Raw genomic sequence first — 17,479 nt, forward strand, 5'->3', positions numbered from 1 at the left:
GAGAAGAACAATGGCAAAGGGCTACTGGATCGGGCGTGTCGACGTGAGCAGTGACGAGGGCTACAAGCCCTACGCTGTCGCCAATGGTCCGATCTTCAAGAAATGGGGTGGCCGCTTCGTCGTCCGCGCCGGCAGGTTCACCACCGTCGAAGGCGCCAGCCGCACCCGCAACGTCGTGATCGAATTCCCGGACTACGAGACCGCGATCGCCTGCTACAATTCGCCGGAATACCAGGCCAACATCAAGGTGCGCCAGCCGCACTCCATCGCCGACCTCATCATCATCGAGGGCTATGACGGCCCGCAGCCGTCAGACGGTTGAAGCGATCTTTTCTGACCCTCCCCAAACGGACTGGGGCCGCATGGTTCGAGACGCCCGCTTTGGCGGGCTCCTCACCATGAGGGTCTGATATCTTGCCGCAAGACGCGACCTCATCCTGAGGGCCCGCCGCAGGTGGGCGTCTCGAAGGATGGCCGCAGGCGACCTGCTTCTAATCCCCCTCGGTTGCCGGAACTGCGTCCCCCCGCTACAACGGCCGTGAGAGGATCACACCATGTCCGACATGCGCTTGATTGTTGCTGGAGCCGGCGGCCGGATGGGCCGGGCGCTGACGCGGGCGATTGCCGAGACCAAAGGCGCGGTGCTGGCGGGCGCGCTGGAGGCGCCGGGCTCGGAGCTGCTCGGCAAGGATGCCGGCGTGCTCGCAGGCCTGCCGGCCAACGGCATAAAACTCTCCGGCGATCTCTGGGCGTTGTCGAAGGACGCCGACGGCATTCTGGATTTCACCGTGCCCGCGGCGACCCTCGCCAATGTCGCGATTGCCGCCGAGCGCGGCCTCGTGCACGTCATCGGAACGACCGGGCTGTCGGGCTCCGACAACGCCGTGATCAAGAGCGTCACCAACCGCGCGGTGGTGGTGCAGTCCGGCAATATGAGCCTGGGTGTCAATCTGCTCGCCGCCGTGGTCAACCGTGTCGCCAAGGCGCTCGATGCGAGCTTCGACATCGAGATCGTCGAGACCCATCATCGCATGAAGGTCGACGCGCCCTCGGGCACGGCGCTGATGCTGGGCCAGGCGGCTGCTAGCGGCCGCGGCATCGCGCTCGACGAGCATGCAGATCGCGGCCGTGACGGCATCACCGGCGCGCGCAAGCCCGGCGATATCGGCTTTGCGTCTTTGCGCGGCGGCACCGCGGCCGGCGATCACAGCGTGATCTTTCTCGGCCCGTTCGAGCGTATGACGCTGTCGCATCACGCGGAGGATCGCATGCTGTTCGCCCACGGCGCGCTGAAGGCGGCGCTCTGGGCGCATGGCAAGAAGCCGGGGCACTACTCCATGGCCGACGTGCTCGGCCTGTCTGACATCTGAACGAAGCATGATCCGGAAAAGTGTGAAGCGGTTTTCCGACAAGATCATGCTTAAGCAACGAACAAAACGGAAAGCAGTCAATGAGCGAACGTCTTCTCGTGCTGGTGCGGCACGGCCAGAGCGAATGGAATCTGAAGAACCTGTTCACGGGCTGGAAGGATCCTGACCTCACCGAGCTTGGTGTGAAGGAGGCAACCGAAGCCGGCCGCAAGCTGAAGGCGCAGGGCCTCGTGTTCGACGTCGCCTACACCTCGGTGTTGACGCGCGCACAGCACACGCTCGATCTCATTCTCGGCGAGCTCGACCAGAAGGGCCTGCCGACGATGAAGAACCTCGCGCTGAACGAGCGCGACTATGGCGATCTCTCCGGCCTCAACAAGGACGACGCCCGCAAGAAATGGGGCGAGGACCAGGTACTGATCTGGCGCCGCTCCTACGACGTGCCGCCGCCCGGTGGCGAAAGCCTGAAGGACACCCTCGCGCGAGCACTGCCGTATTACGTGCAGGAGATTTTGCCGGGCGTGCTCAACGGCAAGCGCACGCTCGTGGCCGCCCACGGCAACTCGCTTCGTGCATTGATCATGGTGCTGGAAAAGCTCTCGCCCGAAGGCATTCTGAAGCGCGAGCTCGCGACGGGTGTGCCGATCATCTACCGCCTCAATGCGGATTCGACGGTGGCATCGAAGCTGGATCTGGCGGGGTAAAGACGTTCGCGCGCGACGGAGCCCGCCAAACACTCGGCGTCGTCCTGGCTTTCGCCAGGACGACCATTTGGAGGCAGTTTGCGAACGACCTACTGCACCCCCAGCTGCCCGGCCTCCCAGCCCAGCATCGCCTGCTTGCGGGTGATGCCCCAGTGATAGCCCGTGAGCGTGCCGCTCTTGCCGAGCGCGCGGTGGCAGGGCACGACGAACGAGACCGGGTTCTTGCCGACGGCAGCGCCGACGGCGCGTGAAGCCCTCGGGCTGTCAATGTTGCAGGCGATGTCGGAATAGGACACCGCGCGGCCCATCGGGATCTTCAGCAGCGTCTCCCACACCCGCACCTCAAAATCGGTGCCGATCATCACCACGCGCAACGGCTGATCCGGCCGCCACAGTTTTGTATCGAAGATGCGCTGCGCCAGCGGTGCGGTGCCTTCGTGATCCTCGACGTAAGTCGCGTTCCGCCAACGCCGCGTCATGTCGGCGAGCGCGACCTTCTCTTCGCCGGGATCGGCGAAGGCGAGACCGGAGAGGCCGCGGTCGGTTGCGATCACGATCGCCGTGCCGAACGGCGAGGAATGGAAGCCATAGCGCAAGATGAGACCCGCGCCGCCGTTCTTCCATTCGCCCGGCGACATCGCTTCGTGCGTGACGAAGAGATCGTGCAGCCGGCCCGGACCCGAAAGGCCGGAGTCGAGCGCCGCATCGAGGATGCTTGCGGAGTCCCTGAGCAAGCCCTTGGCGTGATCGAGCGTGAGCGCCTGCATAAAGGCCTTCGGCGTGATCGAGGCCCAGCGGCGGAACAAATGGTGCAACTCGTCCGGCGTGACGCCGGCGGCATCCGCCATCGCCTCGATGGTCGGCTGGGCGCGCCACTTTTCGGAAATGAAGGCGATCGCCCGGCGCACGGAATCATAGTCGCGCAACGCGGCGTTCTGGGAGCCCGGCCCGGCCAGGCGCTGGTCATGTATCGCGAGTGTCATCATGACTGGAAATGTAGGAGAGGGGAGGCTTTGAAACCACCCGATTTCCGATCTGCAAATCAGGTGACCGGATTGTAGGTCGGACCGCGCTTGGCGGCATTTAATGCCTCAACCAAGCCTTTGTAAAAACTTGCCTTTTCGTCCGGCCCCAGAAAGCGGGCGATCTGGATCTGGTGACCTCGCGAGATCAGATAGAGATGCTCGATGCCAAAATCCTCGTCGATTTCCGTGTCGAGCCGGACCCAGAGCGGATTGAAGGTCCACTCGACGATTTGGCCGTGTTGGCTGACGCGCCGCACGCGCAATTCAGATGGCGTGACGACGATCTCCTCGCTGGCCCGCGCCGCGCGGAAATTGGCCTTGAAGGCCCACCAGATCACCAGCACATCGAGGCCGAAGAAGCCGAACACCGGCCACGCGCCCATCATCAGGAAGACGAGGCCGGTGACGAAGCTGACGGCGCTCAGGAACAGCATCACCGCGAGGAAGCCGGTGCGGTTCAGCGAGCGGTGCGGCGTCAGCCGCGCGGAAAAGATCTGAGGCTCGGCCTCGCTTCCAGATCGTTCGCGCTCAATTTCGTTGCCTGTGCTCATCGTCCCTCAGTATATCCCGATCATGGCGAAAATCACCCGCAAGCCGGCCCCGCGCAAAGCGCCCGTGCCGAAGAAACAGGCGAAAGCGGCCGTCGCGAAGCCGAAGGCCCCCGCCAAGAAATCACTTAAGGCCAAATCACTTAAGGCCATGAAACCCTGGACGCCGCCCGAGGTTCACGAGGCCTTCAGTCGTTTCCGCAAGGCCAACCCGGAGCCGAAAGGCGAGCTCGAGCACGTCAATCCGTTCACGCTGCTGGTCGCCGTGGTGCTGTCGGCGCAGGCGACCGATGCCGGGGTCAACAAGGCGACGCGCGCCTTGTTTGCGATCGCCGACACGCCGCAGAAGATGCTCGATCTCGGCGAAGAACGCCTGCGCGAGTACATCAAGACCATCGGCCTCTACCGCACCAAGGCCAAGAACGTCATTGCGTTGTCCGCGAAGGTGCTCAGCGAGTTCGGCGGCGAGGTGCCGCGCACGCGCGCCGGGATCGAGTCGCTGCCCGGCGCCGGGCGCAAGACCGCCAACGTCGTGCTCAACATGGCCTTCGGCGAGCACACCATGGCCGTCGACACGCATGTCTTCCGCGTCGGCAACCGGACCGGACTTGCGCCCGGCAAGACGCCGCTGGAGGTGGAGCTTGGTCTCGAAAAGGTGATCCCCGCCGAGTTCATGCTGCATGCCCATCATTGGCTGATCCTGCATGGCCGCTATACTTGCCTCGCGCGCAAGCCGCGTTGCGAGGTATGCCTGATCAACGATCTCTGCCGGTGGCCGGAGAAGACGGTCTGAGCAACGGCCACGTCTTTCCAGATTCGGTTCGTTCGGACCGTTCCGGAAAGACGGCGGTGAGAACGAAGCAGGTTGGGTGATGTCGTGAGTCAACAGGAACAGATTGTACCGTCATCGCCGGCAGCCGCGGCACCGGCCCCTCCGCCCAAGCCCTCACAGCCACCGGCGAGCTCGCTTTGGAGCCGGCTCGCGATCCCGCTGTTCGCGGTGATCGTCGCGCTCGGCTTCGTGGCGCTGGCAACGCAGCGCTTCGACGAATGGGTCGGCAACGCAGTGGTCCAGACCACCAATGACGCCTATGTGCGCGCCGAGCTGACGCGGCTTGCCAGTCGCGTCTCCGGCGAAGTGCTGACCGTAGGGGTCACCGACTTCCAGCGCGTCAAGGCCGGCGATCTCCTGATCCAGATCGATCCTGCCGACTATGAGGCGCAAGTCGCGCAGTCCGAAGCGTCGGTCGCCGCCGCGCAAGCCGTGCTCGACAATCTGGCCAATCAGATCGAGCTGCAATATGCGACGATCGCGCAGGCGCAGGCTGCGCGGCTCTCGGCCGAAGCCGTGGAGGTCGAGGCGCGGCAGGAGCAGGAGCGTCAGCAGTCCCTGTCGCAGACCGAATCCGGCACGCGGCAACGGTTCGAGCAGGCGGTCGCAGGCTACGCCAAGGCGCAGGCCGACGTGCGCGCGAGCCTCGCCGCGATCGCGGCCCAGCAGCACCAGCTCGAAGTCCTGCAAGGCACCAAGAAGCAGCGCGCCGCCGATCTCGACGCGACCAAGGCGACGCTGGCGAGTGCGAAGCTCAAGCTCGGCTACACCAAAGTATCGGCGCCGTTCGACGGCGTCGTCGGCGAGCGGCAGGTCCAGCCCGGCGACTACGTCAACATCGGCACCAACCTCATCAACGTCGTGCCGTTGCCGAAGGTCTATGTGATCGCGAATTACAAGGAGACCCAGCTCACTCACGTCGCACCGGGCCAGCCGGTCGAGATCACCGTCGACAGTTTCCCGCGCGAGAAGCTGCGCGGCCGGGTCGAGCGCATTGCGCCCGCGACCGGCGCGCAGGTCGCGCTGCTGCCGCCGGACAACGCAACCGGCAACTTCACCAAAGTCGTGCAGCGCATTCCCGTGCGCATCCAGTTCGACGACAACCAGCCACTGCTGGCGCGGCTGGTGCCGGGCATGTCGGTCGTCACCAGCATCGGCACGAAGGCCGCGAATGACGGAAAGTGACGATTCCAGTCGCGGACCGGTTTCGCGCGGCGGCGTCGCGTCACAGCCCTTGTTCGCGGTGGCGGCGGTGCTGCTCGGCTCGTTCCTCGCCAATTTCGACAGCCGCCTGACCACGGTTGGCCTGCCCGATTTGCGCGGCGCGTTCTCGCTCTCGTTCGACGAGGGCGCCTGGCTCTCCACCGCAGGCATCGGCTCGCAGATCTTCATCGCGCCCGCGGTGGCCTGGCTTGCCACCGTGTTCGGCCTGCGCCGCGTGCTCGGCATCCCCAGCCTCGTCTATGCCGCGATATCGCTGATCATCCCGTTCGTGCACGACTATCCGACATTGCTCGCGCTCAGCGTCGTGCATGGCCAGTTGCTCGGTACCTTCGTGCCGGCGACGCTGATGATCGTGTTCCGCAATCTGCCGATCCGCTGGTGGCTCCCGGCGATCTCGATCTATTCAATCCGGGTTGGCTTCGCTCTGGACACGTCGAGCTCGCTGGTCGGCTTCTATGTCGACCATCTCGGCTGGCAATGGCTGTACTGGCAGAGCGTCGTGATCGCGCCCCTGATGGGCCTGATGGTTTATCTCGGCACGCCGAACGAACCGGTGAATCGCGCCTTGCTGCGCGAGGCCGATTGGGGCGGCATGCTGCTGCTCGGCGCCGGCGTCTCGATGATCTATGCCGGGCTCGACCAGGGCAATCGGCTGGACTGGCTGGGGTCGGGGACGGTGATGGCGTTGATCACTGCCGGCGCGGTGCTGTGCGCGGGCTTCCTCGTCAACGAGGCCCTGGTGCGACAGCCATGGGCGCATATCAACGTGCTGTTCTCGCGCAATATCGGTCTGGGGCTGGTCTTGATCCTGCTCTACACGCTGACCAGCCTGTCCAACGCCTCGCTGGTGCCGAATTTCCTCGCCGCCATCGCCTTGCTCAGGCCGGAGCAGAGTGGCCTCCTGCTGCTCACCTATGGTGCGTTGCCGATGTTCGTGCTGGTGCCGTTCTCGATCTGGCTGCTGCGGCATTTCGATACGCGGACGGTCGTGGTCGTGGGATTTGCCTGCTTCGCCGCCGCCAACCTCTGGGGCACGCAGCTCAGCCATGATTGGGCGCGCGAGGATTTCACCGGCATCGTGCTGCTCCAGGCGATCGGGCAGTCGCTGACCTTGCTGCCGCTGATCATCACGCTGTTGTCCAACTCCGATCCGAGCCGCGCCACCTCGTTTGCCGCCTATATCCAGATCATGCGGCTCGGCGGCGCCGAGATCGGCGTGGCGTTGATGGGGACGTGGCTGCGCGTCCGCGAGCAGGTCCATTCCTTCTATCTCGGCCAGAATCTCGGCGTCGGTGATGTCGATGTGGTCCGCATGCTGAAGCAGCTCGCCGACCATTTCGCGGCCCATGGTGCGGGCTCGGCACAGGCGCGCGCGGTCGGTACGCTCGCAGGCTTCGTCCAGCGCGAGGCCAATGTGCTCGCCTATATCGACGGCTTCTGGCTGTGCTTCTGGGTCGCGATGGCCGCGCTCGGCGTCGTCGCGCTGGTCACCCGGGCGCCGCCCGGCCCGTTCACGCCGGCGCCGTTCGGCTTCGCCAGGACGCTGTTGCGCAAATGCGGGGTGTCGCTGACGTAGACGCCGTCACCGCATCTGCCGCGCCGGCTCGATCAATTCGGGCCGCGGGCCTGAGAGCCGCTTGTGCATGTGGACCATGAAGGCCATGGCGAAGATCGGCGTCGCCAGATTGACGATCGGGATCGAGACGAAGGCTGCGATGAACAGGCCCGCGGTGAAGATGGTCGCCGCATTGTCGCGCCGCATCGCCTTGGCTTCTTCCGGCGAACGGAAGCGCATCGCGGCGAGCTCGAAATATTCGCGGCCGAGCAGCCAGGCCGTGGCGAGGAAGAAGACCAGGAAACCGGCGCCGGCGAAAAGTACCAGCGGCAACGCGACCAGATAGACCAGGATCGTCAGCAGCGCGGTCTTGACGCCCTCGTAGATCGCCTGGCTGAACGGCAGCGCGACGCCCGGCCGCTCCGCCGGATAGTGCTCGCGCTCGACGATGTCGGCGACGTCGTCGACGAACAGGCTCGCCACCAGCGAGGTGATCGCGGGCATCAGGAACACAGCCCCGAACACGACGCCGAGGCCCGCGGCGATCGAAATGATCCAGGACAACACCTCGAGCGATGAGTGCCAGCCCGGACCGAGCAGGCCCTCCAGCCAGGCCTCACCATAGGTCGCAAACCAGCTCAGGAGCCGCTGCAAGCCGATCGCCAGCACGATGATCAGCACCAGTGCGACGCCGATCGACCGCCACAGGATCGAGCGCATCGGCGGCGAGATCATTTGCGACAGCGCCTTTACGGCGGCATCAAGCATGGGAGTTCCTCTCACGAAATCACCCGCGAGAGGTAGACACCCCGGGCCGCTTCGGCAAGGGAGATCGGCGGCACCAGCGCGGCGGCCCCGCTGATGGTCGGATTGACTCGGCGTCCCCATGGTGCGGCGTTGCAGAATTTGATGGCGGCGTGATGCGGGCGGCGCTCCCCCTCTTCCCGTTCCGACGGGGAGGGCCACATCACGTTCGGTGAGATATATTTTCAGAAGGCCTGTGAAGGCTTAGGCTCGTGGCAAGCGGAACCAGCCGGGCAAAGGAACAGGCGCATATGGCGATGGAAGAATCGGTGGCCGGATTGCCGCTTGCGGGCGTGCGGGTCGTCGAGATGACCCACATGGTCATGGGTCCGACCTGCGGCATGATCCTGGCGCAGCTCGGAGCCGACGTGATCAAGGTCGAGCCGCCGGCGGGCGACAAGACCCGCAGCCTGGGGGGCATGGGCACCGCCTTCTTCCCGTTGTTCAACCGCGGCAAGCGCAGTGTGGTGCTGGATTTCGAGAAGCCTGAGGATCGCGACACCATGCACCGGCTGCTGGCGACGGCCGACGTGTTCCTGGAGAATTTTCGCGACGGCCAGCTCGAGAAGCAGGGGCTTGGCGCGGACGAATTGCGCCGCCGGCATCGGGATCTGATCATCGCCGGCCACAAGGGTTTTCTCTCCGGTCCCTACGAGCACCGCCCCGCGCTCGACGAGGTCGTGCAGATGATGGCGGGCCTTGCCGCCATGACCGGCACCAGCGAAAAGCCCCAGCGCGTCGGCTCGTCTGCCAACGACATCATGGGCGGTATGTTCGGCGTGATCGCGATCCTCGCGGCGCTCTATCAGAAGCGCGGGGGAAAACGCGACGGCGCCGACATCCGCATCGGCCTGTTCGAGAACTGCCTGTTCCTGGTCGCCCAGCACATGGTCGAATACGAGATGACCGGCAACAAGCCGCGCTCGATGCCGGAGCGCGAGCATGCCTGGCCGATCTACGACATCTTCGAGACCGCCGGCGGCGAGCGCATCTTCATCGGCGTCGTCACCGAAGGCCATTGGCAGAGCTTCTGCCGCGAGTTCGGCCTGACTGAATTCCTCGATGATCCCGCCTTGCGCACCACGACCGATCGCATCCTGGCGCGCGGGCGGATCATTCCGCGCGCCGCCGGGATCATCAGGCAGTGGGACGCGGCAAAACTGTCGCAGAGGCTCGATGCGCTCAACATCTGCTTCTCGCCGATCAACCGGCCCGAGGATCTCTTCGCCGATCCGCATGTGCTGCGGCCGGGCGGGCTCGTCAACAACATCACTGCCGACGGCAAGCCGTTCCGGGTGCCGGCGCTGCCGATCGAGTGGAACGGCAGCAATATCGGCGAAGGCCTGAAGGTCGCGCTGCTCGGCGCCGACACTGCGGCCGTTCGCGCCGAGATCGACAATGAAAATGAAGACGTCACGTCAAAAACAACAGGGAGGCGCGCATGAGCCGGATTCAGGAGATTTACCCCGCAGAACGCGTCAGCCTGCGCGAAGTCGGCCTGCGCGACGGGCTCCAGCTCGTGAAGAAAATTCCGTCAACCGACGCCAAGCAGCGCTGGGTGCGCGAGGAATATGCCGCCGGCGTGCGGCATTTCGAGGTCGGCTCGTTCCTGCCGGCAAAGACTTTTCCGCAATTCGTCGATGTTCGTGACGTCGTCGCGACCGTCGCTTCATTGCCCGGCGCGCATGGCATCGCGCTTGCGCTCAACGAGCGCGGCGTGAACGAGGCGCTGGAATCCGGCGTCGGCGAGATCGCCTCGGTGGTCTCGGCAACGGAAGAGCACAGCCAGGCCAATGCGCACCGTTCGCGCGAGTCCGCGATCGCCAATCTGAAACGCCTGTGCGAAATGCGTGATGCCACCAGCCACAAGCCGCTCGTGAACGCGGCGATCTCGATGGCGCTGGGCTGCTCGATCACCGGGGCGGTTGACCCTGCAGAAGTGCTGCGGCTGGTCGACAAATGCCTGGAGGCTGGTGTCGATTTCGTCGGCATCGCCGACACCGTCGGTTATGCCGGGCCGAAGCAGGTGGCGGAGCTGACGCGCGCCGCGGTGAAGCTCGCAGGGTCAAAGCCGATCTGCATCCATCTGCACGACACCCGCGGCATGGGCATCGCGAACGCGGCCGCGGCGCTCGACGAAGGCGCGCGCATCCTCGACGGCTCGCTCGGCGGCCTCGGTGGCTGCCCCTTCGCTCCCGGCGCGACCGGCAACGTCGTGTTCGAGGATCTCGTGTTCCTGTGCGAGAGCAAGGGTTTTGCGACGGGGATCGATTTGGATAAGCTGATTTCGGTGCGCAGGATCTTGCGGGAGGAAATGCCGAACGAAACGCTGTATGGCGGGGTGGCGCGGGCAGGCCTGCCGTGTGGGAGTGCGGCGAAGGCGGCGTGACTTCCTTCGCCTCTCCCCGCTTGCGGGGAGAGGCCGACGCGCGGAACGCGCGGCGGGTGAGGGGGACTCTCCACGAGTCCAACTGCTACCGCCCCCGCGGAGAGTCCCCCTCACCCCAACCCTCTCCCCGCAAGCGGGGAGAGGGAGAAGAGTCACTCATGCCGGTGCCCGTGCTTCCGCACCTTCGCCGGCTTCGCTTCACCCGTCGGGATCATCACCACGCGGCCGTAGCGGACGCCGCGTTCGGCGATGATGTGGTCGGCGAAATGCCTGACCTCGGCGGCATCACCGCGCAGCGCCGTCATCTCCATGCAATTGTTGTCGTCGAGATGGACATGCAGGGTTGCCAGCGCGAGGTCGTGGTGGCCGTGGAATTCCTGCACCAGGCGTTTTGAGAGATCGCGCGCGGCGTGGTCGTAGACATAGACGAGGCCGGCGACGCAGGGCCCGGTCTGTGCGGTGTCCTCGCTGCTCTGCTGCAAGCCGGCACGCGCGAGGTCGCGAATGATCTCGGACCGATTCTGGTAGCCGCGGGCTTCCGCCGCAGCGTCGATCTCCGCCAGAAAATCGTCCTCGATCGTGATCGTAATCCGCTGCATCAGAATGCTCCCTCGCGCGCTCGATGCCGTTTTACACGGATTCCGCGGTGCTCACAGCCGCGTCGCCCGCAGCCGCAGAGCATTTCCAACGACGCTCACCGAGGACAGCGCCATCGCGGCGGCCGCGATGATCGGCGAGAGCAGCACGCCGAAAGTCGGATAGAGAATGCCGGCCGCGATCGGAATGCCCGCGGCGTTGTAGATGAAGGCGAAGAACAGGTTTTGTCGGATGTTGCTCATGGTCGCCTGCGACAGTTTTCGCGCACGGACGATGCCGGTGAGGTCGCCCTTGAGCAGCGTGACGCCGGCGCTCTCCATCGCCACGTCCGTGCCGGTGCCCATGGCGATGCCGACTTCGGCAGCTGCCAGCGCCGGCGCGTCGTTGACGCCGTCACCGGCCATCGCGACGCTGCGGCCGGCCTTCTGCAGCTTTGTCACCACCGCGCTCTTCTGATCCGGCAGCACCTCGGCCTCGACCTCGGCGATGCCGAGCCTGCGCGCCACTGCCTCCGCCGTGGTGCGGTTGTCACCGGTCAGCATGATGACCTTGATGCCTTCGGCCGCGAGTGCCTTCAGCGCCTCCGGGGTCGAGGCCTTGACCGGATCGGCGATCGCGAACAGGCCGGCAAGCCGGCCGTCGACGGCCATGTTGATCACAGTCGCGCCATCCCCGCGCAGCCGTTCGGCCTCTGTATCGAGCGCTTTGGTGTCGATGCCGATCGACGTCAGATATTTGGCATTGCCGAGCACGATGGTCTTGCCGTCGACCGTGCCGGTGGCGCCCTTGCCCGTCGGCGAATCGAATTGCTCGACCTGGCCCAGCGCAAGCTGCTTCTCCTTCGCCGCGCGCATGATCGCATCGGCGAGGGGATGCTCGCTGGCGCGCTCGACGCTGGCGGCCATGCGGAGGATGTCATCTTCCGCAAAACCGGCCGCCGGCACGATCGCGACCAGCTTGGGCTTGCCCTCGGTCAGCGTGCCGGTCTTGTCGACCACCAGCGTGTCGATCTTCTCCATCCGCTCCAGCGCCTCGGCGTTCTTGATCAGGACGCCCGCTTGCGCGCCGCGGCCGACGCCGACCATGATCGACATCGGGGTCGCGAGTCCGAGCGCACAGGGGCAGGCGATGATCAGCACGCTGACGGCGGCGACGAGCCCGAAGGCCAGCCGCGGCTCCGGCCCGAACCAGGCCCAGGCTGCGAACGCGATGACGGCAATGGCGATCACGGTCGGCACGAACCAGCCCGCGACCTGGTCGGCGAGGCGCTGGATCGGCGCACGCGAGCGCTGCGCGTCCGCGACCATCTGCACGATCTGCGACAGCAGCGTCTCACGCCCGACCTTGTCGGCGCGCATGATGAAGCTGCCGGATTGGTTGAGCGTGCCCGCGATCACCTTCGCGCCCGTCTCCTTGGTGACCGGCATGGATTCGCCCGTCACGAGGGATTCGTCGAGCGACGAGCGGCCCTCGAGGATAATGCCGTCGACCGGCACTTTTTCGCCCGGACGCACGCGCAAGCGGTCACCGGCATGAAGTGCGTCGATCTCGACCTCGTGCTCGCTGCCATCAGGCCCGACGCGGCGCGCGGTCTTCGGCGCGAGCTGCAAAAGTGCCTTGATCGCACCCGACGTCGCATCGCGCGCGCGCAGCTCCAGGACCTGACCGAGCAGCACCAGCACGGTGATGACGGCCGCCGCCTCGAAATAGACCGCGACCGCACCTTCATGGCCGCGGAACGTGCCAGGAAAAATCTGCGGCGCGACGGTGCCGATGATGCTGTAGACGTAGGCGACGCCTGTGCCCATCGCGATCAGCGTGAACATGTTGAGGTTGCGCGTCAGCAGCGACTGCCAGCCGCGGACGAAGAACGGCCAGCCGGCCCACAGCACCACGGGCGTTGCGAAGACGAGCTGGATCCAGTTCGACAGCGTCGCATCGATCCAGTTGTGCGGGCCCGCGAGATGGCCACCCATCTCCAGCACCACGGCCGGCAGCGCCAGCGCGCCGCCGATCCAGAACCGCCGCGTCATGTCGGCGAGCTCGGGATTGGGGCCGGTCTCCAGGCTCGCCACTTCTGGCTCCAGCGCCATGCCGCAGATCGGGCAGCTTCCGGGCCCGACCTGGCGGATCTGCGGATGCATCGGGCAGGTGTAGATCGTGCCCGCGGGCATCTCGGGCTCGGGCGTGCCTTGCTTGGCGAGATATTTTGCGGGGTCGGCGGCGAATTTGGCCCGGCAGCCGGCCGAGCAGAAATGGAAGGTCTCGCCGTCATGGTCGAAGCGGTGTTTTGAAGTCGCGGGATCGACCGTCATGCCGCAGACGGGATCGCGGACCTTTGTCGCGGCGGCGCCATGGTCATGATCGCCGTCATGGGCGTGATCGCCGCAGCAGGAGGAGGCCGCGGGCTTGGCGACCGGCGCAGCTTTGCTGGCACAGCCGCATCCGGAATGCGGTTCCGACTTGTGATGGTGTCCGTGTTCGGCGTCGTTCATTGCGATGCTCCGGCCCTTGCAACTTATACCCTAGGGGGGTATATAGCCGGCATGCGCAAGGACATCAAGGCATCCGTCGGAAAACGTCTCGGCCGGATCGAGGGTCAGGTTCGCGGCCTCTCGAAAATGGTAGAGGAAGACCGCTATTGCATCGACATCGTCACGCAGATCTCGGCGGTCCGCGCCGCTTTGCGCCGGGTCGAGGAAGAGGTTTTGAAGGATCACGTCGCCCATTGCGTCGAACATGCGATCGCGAGCGGCGACAAGGCCGACCAGCGCGAGAAGATCGCGGAGCTGATGGCGGTGATTGGGCGGGCGGAGCGGTAGCTCGGTTTTTTCCGTCATTGCGAGCGTAGCGAAGCAATCCAGGCTGTTTCTGCGGCGGCAGTCTGGATTGCTTCGTCGCTACGCTCCCCGCAATGACGGCAAGCGCGATAGCCTACGCTGCGATCTCGCTCGCGGGTTGGTATTCCCGTGCGCGGTACTTTGCGAGCTCGTTCAGCAGCACAAAATGCTCGGAGAAGGCGACGCTCATCTCCGCAGCCGCCTCACGCATCACTTCCTCAGCCGGAATTTCACCCGCCGCCTCTTCGTCAATCGCTTCAGGAACGAGCGGCGGCGCACTGAACGTTTCTGGAAAGACACTGAAGGTGCCGGCTACCTCCTCGAGCGGCTTCTGCTTGTCGGCCCAGTGCAAGGCGGTGTAGTCGAAGCCGTGCACGATGGTGGGTTTGACGACTTCGAAATAGGGCGAGATGTCGAAGTCGCGGGGCATGTAGAGCGAGGAATCGCGGATATGCAGGATCTCGCGGCGGGCGGCGCGGCTGCCGGCCTTGGTGATCTTCGGCAGGATCGGGTAACGCACGGCGTCGAAGGCCTGCGCGATCAGCGCCGAGCAGATGATTTTGGTGGGATCGCCGGAGCCGATCGAGATCATGCGGCGGCGCCAGCGCTGCGGGATCGGCAGCGGAAACAGAAAGCGCATCAGGTCGACGATGTTCTTGGTGTCGTAGCCGAAGCCGATGCGGTTGATCGCATAGCGGCAGACCGTGGTGCGGTCCTCGTAGGACAGCCCGACCGGACGGCAGACCCGGGTATGATAGGGGAAATATTTCGACAGCGGCGCGGAGGTGACGCCCTCGCCGATATTGGCCTCGATCAGCACGTGGGGCTCGCCGTCGGGCTCCTCGGCGCCCTCGATCGGGCCGACATAGAGCGCCGCATGCGACCAGGTCGACTGCGTCAGATATTTGATGATGCCCGAGATGCGGTTGTTGCCCTCGACCAGCAGCACGTCGCCGGGCTCTATGACGCCGCGCAGATGCTCCGGGTCGCTCGGCGTGAACGGCTCATAGCCCGGCACCTCCTTCGAGAGGTACGCGGCAATCAGCTTGCCGACTGAATCCAGGACCGTCCCCATTTCAAAACTCCCCCACGGCCTTTTCCGGCCGTCTTTTTCTCTTCTCTATCATGGTCGGAACGTGTTGCAATTCGGTTCATCACTCTGTGACATCAAGCACGATTGATTCACCATGATGGTTGCCGCGCAACATCAGATACGGCAAGGTTCGCTAGCTGTTCCCGTTTGCCGCAAGTCTCCGGAAACCATGACATGACAATCACGCGCCGCAGCTTCCTATCGGCGTCGGCGGGCCTTGCCGCGATGCCGGTCCTGCGCGCAACCGCCGCGCCCCTGCCGCGCGAGGCTGACATCGTCGTGATCGGCGCGGGCGCGGCCGGAATTGCCGCGGCGCGGCGCATCATGGCTGCCAATCGCAAGGTCGTGGTGGTGGAAGCTGCGTCGCAGATCGGCGGGCGCTGCATCACGGATACGACGACCTTCGACACGCCGTTCGATCGCGGCGCGCGCTGGATGCACAATCCCGACACCAATCCGATGATCCGGCTGGCGCGCAGCGCCGGGCTCGACGTTCTGCCGGCGCCGTCAGGCCAGAAGATGCGCATCGGCCGCCGCAACGCGCGGGCCGGCGAGACCGAGGAATTCCTGGCAGCGCTGGTGCGCGCCAACCGCGCCATCGACGAGGCCGCGCGCGGCAAGCTCGATACCGCCTGCGCCTCGGTGGTGCCGAAGGATCTCGGCGACTGGGCCGGCGCGACCGAGTTCATGCTGGGGGCGAGCTTCGCCGGCAAGGACCTGAAGGAGTTGTCTGCGATCGACAAGGGGCGCGCACAGGATCGCAACGCCGCGATCGGCTGCCGCCAGGGCCTGGGGACCCTGATCACCAAACTCGGTGAGCAGGCGCCGGTCGCACTATCGACGCCGGCGAGCCGGATCGTCTGGAGCAATCGCGACGTCAGCGTGGAGACACAGGCCGGCAGGATCGCCGCACGCGCCGTCATCATCACGGTCTCGACCAATGTGCTGACCTCGGGCGCGATCAAGTTTGGGCCTGACATTCCGAAGCGCACGCTCGATGCCGCCTCGAAGCTCACGCTCGGAAGCTACGATCACATCGTGCTGCAACTGCCGGGCAATCCGCTCGGCCTGTCGCGCGACGACATCCTGATCGAGCAGAGCAACTCGACGCGCACGGCGCTGATGTTCGCCAATATCGGCGGCTCCTCGCTGTGCTCGATCGATGTCGGCGGCTCGTTCGGCCGCGATCTGTCCGAGCAGGGCGAGAAGGCGATGACGGCCTTCGCACGGGAATGGATCACAAAGCTGTTCGGCAGCGAAGTCGCCGCCGTAGTGCAGAAAGCCAGCGCGACGCGCTGGAACGCCTCGCCCTTCGTGATGGGGGCGATGTCGGCGGCCTCTCCGGGCGGTCAGCTCTCGCGAAAAATCCTGACCGAGCCGATTGGCAACATGTTCCTCGCCGGCGAAGCCACGCACGAGACGCTCTGGGGCACCGTCGACGGCGCCTGGGAAAGCGGCGAGCGCGCCGCGGACGCGGCGCTACGCAAGATCGGTGCGCTGAAGGACGAGCCGGCCGACGTGCCGACGCAGTCGACGAAGCGGAGGCGGACAAGGCCGCAATAAGCTTAACTCGTCGTCCCGGCGAAGGCCGGGACCCATAACCACAGGAAGTGGTTTGGCGAGGACCCGGAGTGACCAGTTCGCGTAACAAAAGCCGATCGGGACTATGGGTCCCGGCCTTCGCCGGGACGACGTGGATGATTCAGCGCAAAATCCCATCCAGCGCCGGTAGTCCAAAGACAACCGCCATTGCGATCAGCGCGTAGCAGATGCCGCGAAACACCGTCTCGCTGGCACGGCCGAACAGCGACGCGCCGAAGGCGACGCCGATTGCATAGACCGGTCCGACGATGAGCGAGAGCACCAGCGATTCGCGTGAGATCAGGCCGGTGGTCGCGTAGCTGACCATCGAGAAGAAATCCGACGCGCCGAAGAACAGCAGGATGTTGGCGCGGGCCACGATCGGGGCGATCGGGCGGCCGAGCCAGTAGCCGACGATCGGCGGGCCGCCGGTCTGTGCGAGGCCGCTGCAGAAGCCGGAGAGGCTGCCGATGCCGACCGAGAGCCAGGCGTGGTCCTTGCCGCGATAGCGCCAGCCCGACAGCAGCAGAAGCAACAGCGCGGCGACGAAGCAGGAGATGATCCACCGCGTCGTGACGGGTTCGAGCACGCTGAGGAAATAGGTGCCGACGGGTACGCCGACCAGCGCGCCCAGCACGATCACGGCGGTGGCCTTGCGGTCGGCCTTGCGCCAGGCGTCGGGCAGCAGCGGCGCGGCCGCGACGAAATCGATCACGAGGAGCAGCGCGGCAACGAGACGCGGCGCCGCGATGCTGCTCGCCAGCGGCATGAAGATCAGCGCCGAGCCGAAGCCGGAGAAGCCGCGCGCCGTGCCCGAAACGAAAGCGACGGCGCAGAGCGCCATCGCAATAGTGAGGCTGACGTCCTTCGGAAGAAAGTCAGTGAGACTCATGCTCTATTATTTCTCGAGCATGATG

17 protein-coding genes are annotated in these 17,479 nt (G+C 65.4%); 10 read left to right on the top strand and 7 right to left on the bottom strand.

Annotated elements, in window-relative coordinates; all coding sequences use genetic code 11:
* Positions 1-10: 10 nt before the first annotated feature.
* The 3 genes from JQ591_RS05690 (at position 11) to JQ591_RS05700 (ending at position 2,074) form a co-directional block, all read left to right on the top strand.
* Positions 11-322 carry a DUF1330 domain-containing protein gene (locus JQ591_RS05690; protein ID WP_211395050.1) on the top strand — a complete coding sequence of 104 codons (312 nt, stop codon included), beginning with the start codon at positions 11-13 and terminating at the stop codon, positions 320-322.
* A gap of 232 nt (positions 323-554) precedes the next feature.
* Positions 555-1,370, top strand: a complete 816-nt coding sequence (dapB, locus tag JQ591_RS05695) for a 4-hydroxy-tetrahydrodipicolinate reductase (protein WP_211395051.1) — start codon at positions 555-557, stop codon at positions 1,368-1,370.
* A gap of 80 nt (positions 1,371-1,450) precedes the next feature.
* On the top strand, positions 1,451-2,074 hold the full coding sequence (locus JQ591_RS05700; RefSeq protein ID WP_211395052.1) for a 2,3-bisphosphoglycerate-dependent phosphoglycerate mutase: 624 nt from the start codon (positions 1,451-1,453) through the stop codon (positions 2,072-2,074).
* An 89-nt stretch (positions 2,075-2,163) separates the two neighbouring features.
* Here the strand turns inward: JQ591_RS05700 and JQ591_RS05705 are convergent, their stop codons facing one another.
* Positions 2,164-3,060, bottom strand: a complete 897-nt coding sequence (locus JQ591_RS05705; RefSeq protein WP_211395053.1) for a methylated-DNA--[protein]-cysteine S-methyltransferase — start codon at positions 3,058-3,060, stop codon at positions 2,164-2,166.
* Positions 3,061-3,116: 56 nt separating this feature from the next.
* Positions 3,117-3,650, bottom strand: coding sequence for a DUF2244 domain-containing protein (locus tag JQ591_RS05710; RefSeq protein ID WP_211395054.1), 534 nt, complete (start codon positions 3,648-3,650; stop codon positions 3,117-3,119).
* Between the two features lie 22 nt (positions 3,651-3,672).
* Here JQ591_RS05710 and nth point away from each other — a divergent pair, with 22 nt between their 5' ends.
* From nth to JQ591_RS05725, 3 genes are all read left to right on the top strand, one after another.
* On the top strand, positions 3,673-4,440 hold the full coding sequence (gene nth / locus JQ591_RS05715; protein ID WP_211395055.1) for an endonuclease III: 768 nt from the start codon (positions 3,673-3,675) through the stop codon (positions 4,438-4,440).
* A gap of 84 nt (positions 4,441-4,524) precedes the next feature.
* The gene (locus tag JQ591_RS05720; protein ID WP_211395056.1) at positions 4,525-5,664 is read left to right on the top strand and encodes an HlyD family secretion protein; all 1,140 of its coding nucleotides are present in this window, start codon (positions 4,525-4,527) and stop codon (positions 5,662-5,664) included.
* A complete protein-coding gene (locus tag JQ591_RS05725) occupies positions 5,651-7,279 on the top strand; it encodes an MFS transporter (RefSeq protein WP_211395057.1) in 1,629 nt (542 codons plus the stop codon). Before JQ591_RS05720 ends, JQ591_RS05725 begins: the two co-directional genes overlap by 14 nt.
* Positions 7,280-7,285: 6 nt before the next feature.
* On the opposite strand, the gene JQ591_RS05730 is transcribed toward JQ591_RS05725, so the two are convergent.
* On the bottom strand, positions 7,286-8,026 hold the full coding sequence (locus JQ591_RS05730; protein WP_211395058.1) for a sulfate transporter family protein: 741 nt from the start codon (positions 8,024-8,026) through the stop codon (positions 7,286-7,288).
* Between the two features lie 287 nt (positions 8,027-8,313).
* On the opposite strand from JQ591_RS05730, the gene JQ591_RS05735 reads away from it, so the two are divergent.
* Both JQ591_RS05735 and JQ591_RS05740 read left to right on the top strand, forming a co-directional pair.
* Complete coding sequence (locus JQ591_RS05735; protein WP_211395059.1) at positions 8,314-9,507, top strand: CaiB/BaiF CoA transferase family protein; 1,194 nt, start codon at positions 8,314-8,316, stop codon at positions 9,505-9,507.
* Complete coding sequence (locus JQ591_RS05740; RefSeq protein ID WP_211395060.1) at positions 9,504-10,451, top strand: hydroxymethylglutaryl-CoA lyase; 948 nt, start codon at positions 9,504-9,506, stop codon at positions 10,449-10,451. The genes JQ591_RS05735 and JQ591_RS05740 overlap by 4 nt, the downstream gene beginning before the upstream one ends.
* A gap of 152 nt (positions 10,452-10,603) precedes the next feature.
* Here JQ591_RS05740 and nikR read toward each other — a convergent pair whose 3' ends face one another.
* Together nikR and JQ591_RS05750 are read right to left on the bottom strand one after the other, a co-directional pair.
* A complete protein-coding gene (gene nikR, locus JQ591_RS05745) occupies positions 10,604-11,050 on the bottom strand; it encodes a nickel-responsive transcriptional regulator NikR (protein WP_211395061.1) in 447 nt (148 codons plus the stop codon).
* Between the two features lie 51 nt (positions 11,051-11,101).
* Positions 11,102-13,543, bottom strand: coding sequence for a heavy metal translocating P-type ATPase (locus JQ591_RS05750; RefSeq protein WP_211395062.1), 2,442 nt, complete (start codon positions 13,541-13,543; stop codon positions 11,102-11,104).
* Between the two features lie 51 nt (positions 13,544-13,594).
* On the opposite strand from JQ591_RS05750, the gene JQ591_RS05755 reads away from it, so the two are divergent.
* Positions 13,595-13,870, top strand: coding sequence for a metal-sensitive transcriptional regulator (locus JQ591_RS05755; protein ID WP_007598521.1), 276 nt, complete (start codon positions 13,595-13,597; stop codon positions 13,868-13,870).
* 112 nt (positions 13,871-13,982) lie between these two features.
* Here the strand turns inward: JQ591_RS05755 and JQ591_RS05760 are convergent, their stop codons facing one another.
* A complete protein-coding gene (locus tag JQ591_RS05760; RefSeq protein ID WP_211395063.1) occupies positions 13,983-14,963 on the bottom strand; it encodes a YiiX/YebB-like N1pC/P60 family cysteine hydrolase in 981 nt (326 codons plus the stop codon).
* Positions 14,964-15,155: 192 nt separating this feature from the next.
* Here JQ591_RS05760 and JQ591_RS05765 point away from each other — a divergent pair, with 192 nt between their 5' ends.
* On the top strand, positions 15,156-16,544 hold the full coding sequence (locus JQ591_RS05765; RefSeq protein WP_211395064.1) for a flavin monoamine oxidase family protein: 1,389 nt from the start codon (positions 15,156-15,158) through the stop codon (positions 16,542-16,544).
* A 139-nt stretch (positions 16,545-16,683) separates the two neighbouring features.
* On the opposite strand, the gene JQ591_RS05770 is transcribed toward JQ591_RS05765, so the two are convergent.
* Positions 16,684-17,454 (bottom strand): sulfite exporter TauE/SafE family protein, encoded by a 771-nt coding sequence (locus JQ591_RS05770; RefSeq protein ID WP_211395065.1) that lies wholly within the window; start codon positions 17,452-17,454, stop codon positions 16,684-16,686.
* Positions 17,455-17,479 lie beyond the last annotated feature (25 nt).

Source organism: Bradyrhizobium canariense, assembly GCF_018130465.1.
In the GTDB taxonomy this organism is placed as follows: domain Bacteria; phylum Pseudomonadota; class Alphaproteobacteria; order Rhizobiales; family Xanthobacteraceae; genus Bradyrhizobium; species Bradyrhizobium canariense_C.

Coding starts and splice junctions, on each gene's coding strand:
- JQ591_RS05690 (WP_211395050.1), top strand. CDS start 11: ATGGCAAAGGGCTACTGGATCGGGCGTGTCGACGTGAGCAGTGACGAG.
- dapB (WP_211395051.1), top strand. CDS start 555: ATGTCCGACATGCGCTTGATTGTTGCTGGAGCCGGCGGCCGGATGGGC.
- JQ591_RS05700 (WP_211395052.1), top strand. CDS start 1,451: ATGAGCGAACGTCTTCTCGTGCTGGTGCGGCACGGCCAGAGCGAATGG.
- JQ591_RS05705 (WP_211395053.1), bottom strand. CDS start 3,060: ATGATGACACTCGCGATACATGACCAGCGCCTGGCCGGGCCGGGCTCC.
- JQ591_RS05710 (WP_211395054.1), bottom strand. CDS start 3,650: ATGAGCACAGGCAACGAAATTGAGCGCGAACGATCTGGAAGCGAGGCC.
- nth (WP_211395055.1), top strand. CDS start 3,673: ATGGCGAAAATCACCCGCAAGCCGGCCCCGCGCAAAGCGCCCGTGCCG.
- JQ591_RS05725 (WP_211395057.1), top strand. CDS start 5,651: ATGACGGAAAGTGACGATTCCAGTCGCGGACCGGTTTCGCGCGGCGGC.
- JQ591_RS05730 (WP_211395058.1), bottom strand. CDS start 8,026: ATGCTTGATGCCGCCGTAAAGGCGCTGTCGCAAATGATCTCGCCGCCG.
- JQ591_RS05735 (WP_211395059.1), top strand. CDS start 8,314: ATGGCGATGGAAGAATCGGTGGCCGGATTGCCGCTTGCGGGCGTGCGG.
- JQ591_RS05740 (WP_211395060.1), top strand. CDS start 9,504: ATGAGCCGGATTCAGGAGATTTACCCCGCAGAACGCGTCAGCCTGCGC.
- nikR (WP_211395061.1), bottom strand. CDS start 11,050: ATGCAGCGGATTACGATCACGATCGAGGACGATTTTCTGGCGGAGATC.
- JQ591_RS05750 (WP_211395062.1), bottom strand. CDS start 13,543: ATGAACGACGCCGAACACGGACACCATCACAAGTCGGAACCGCATTCC.
- JQ591_RS05755 (WP_007598521.1), top strand. CDS start 13,595: ATGCGCAAGGACATCAAGGCATCCGTCGGAAAACGTCTCGGCCGGATC.
- JQ591_RS05760 (WP_211395063.1), bottom strand. CDS start 14,963: ATGGGGACGGTCCTGGATTCAGTCGGCAAGCTGATTGCCGCGTACCTC.
- JQ591_RS05765 (WP_211395064.1), top strand. CDS start 15,156: ATGACAATCACGCGCCGCAGCTTCCTATCGGCGTCGGCGGGCCTTGCC.
- JQ591_RS05770 (WP_211395065.1), bottom strand. CDS start 17,454: ATGAGTCTCACTGACTTTCTTCCGAAGGACGTCAGCCTCACTATTGCG.